Genomic DNA, 308 nt, shown 5'->3' on the forward strand with positions numbered 1-308 from the left:
ATTCACGCCAATGCTTTTTCCGTTGATCGTGAAAATCCTGGTCCTTCGGCGATCAAGATCCCAGTCAACAACCTTAAGAAAACTGACCTGGGTGTAATCATGTTCCCATCTGGTAGCCGTCACTCACAAGAAATGAAGGGTGGTGCTATGATGATTGCCAAATTGTCTGGTAAGCCCCTTGTACCAATGGTGTATCAAGGACCCGTTAAGTTTTCTGGTTTGTTCAAACGTGGTAACGTCAAGATGGCGTTCGGTGAGCCAATCTACGTTGACAAGCGCATTAAGCTGACTGACGAAACAATGGCTGA

The 308-nt window shown here is 46.1% G+C and carries 1 protein-coding gene; it reads left to right on the plus strand.

Annotated features, from left to right (window positions below):
• Positions 1–308 (plus strand): lysophospholipid acyltransferase family protein (locus WEIDD23_RS13940; protein ID WP_197458914.1); only part of this gene is annotated, 308 nt, incomplete at both ends.

Origin of the sequence: Weissella sp. DD23, assembly GCF_001579105.1 — a bacterium.
Taxonomy (GTDB): Bacteria; Bacillota; Bacilli; order Lactobacillales; family Lactobacillaceae; genus Weissella; species Weissella cibaria.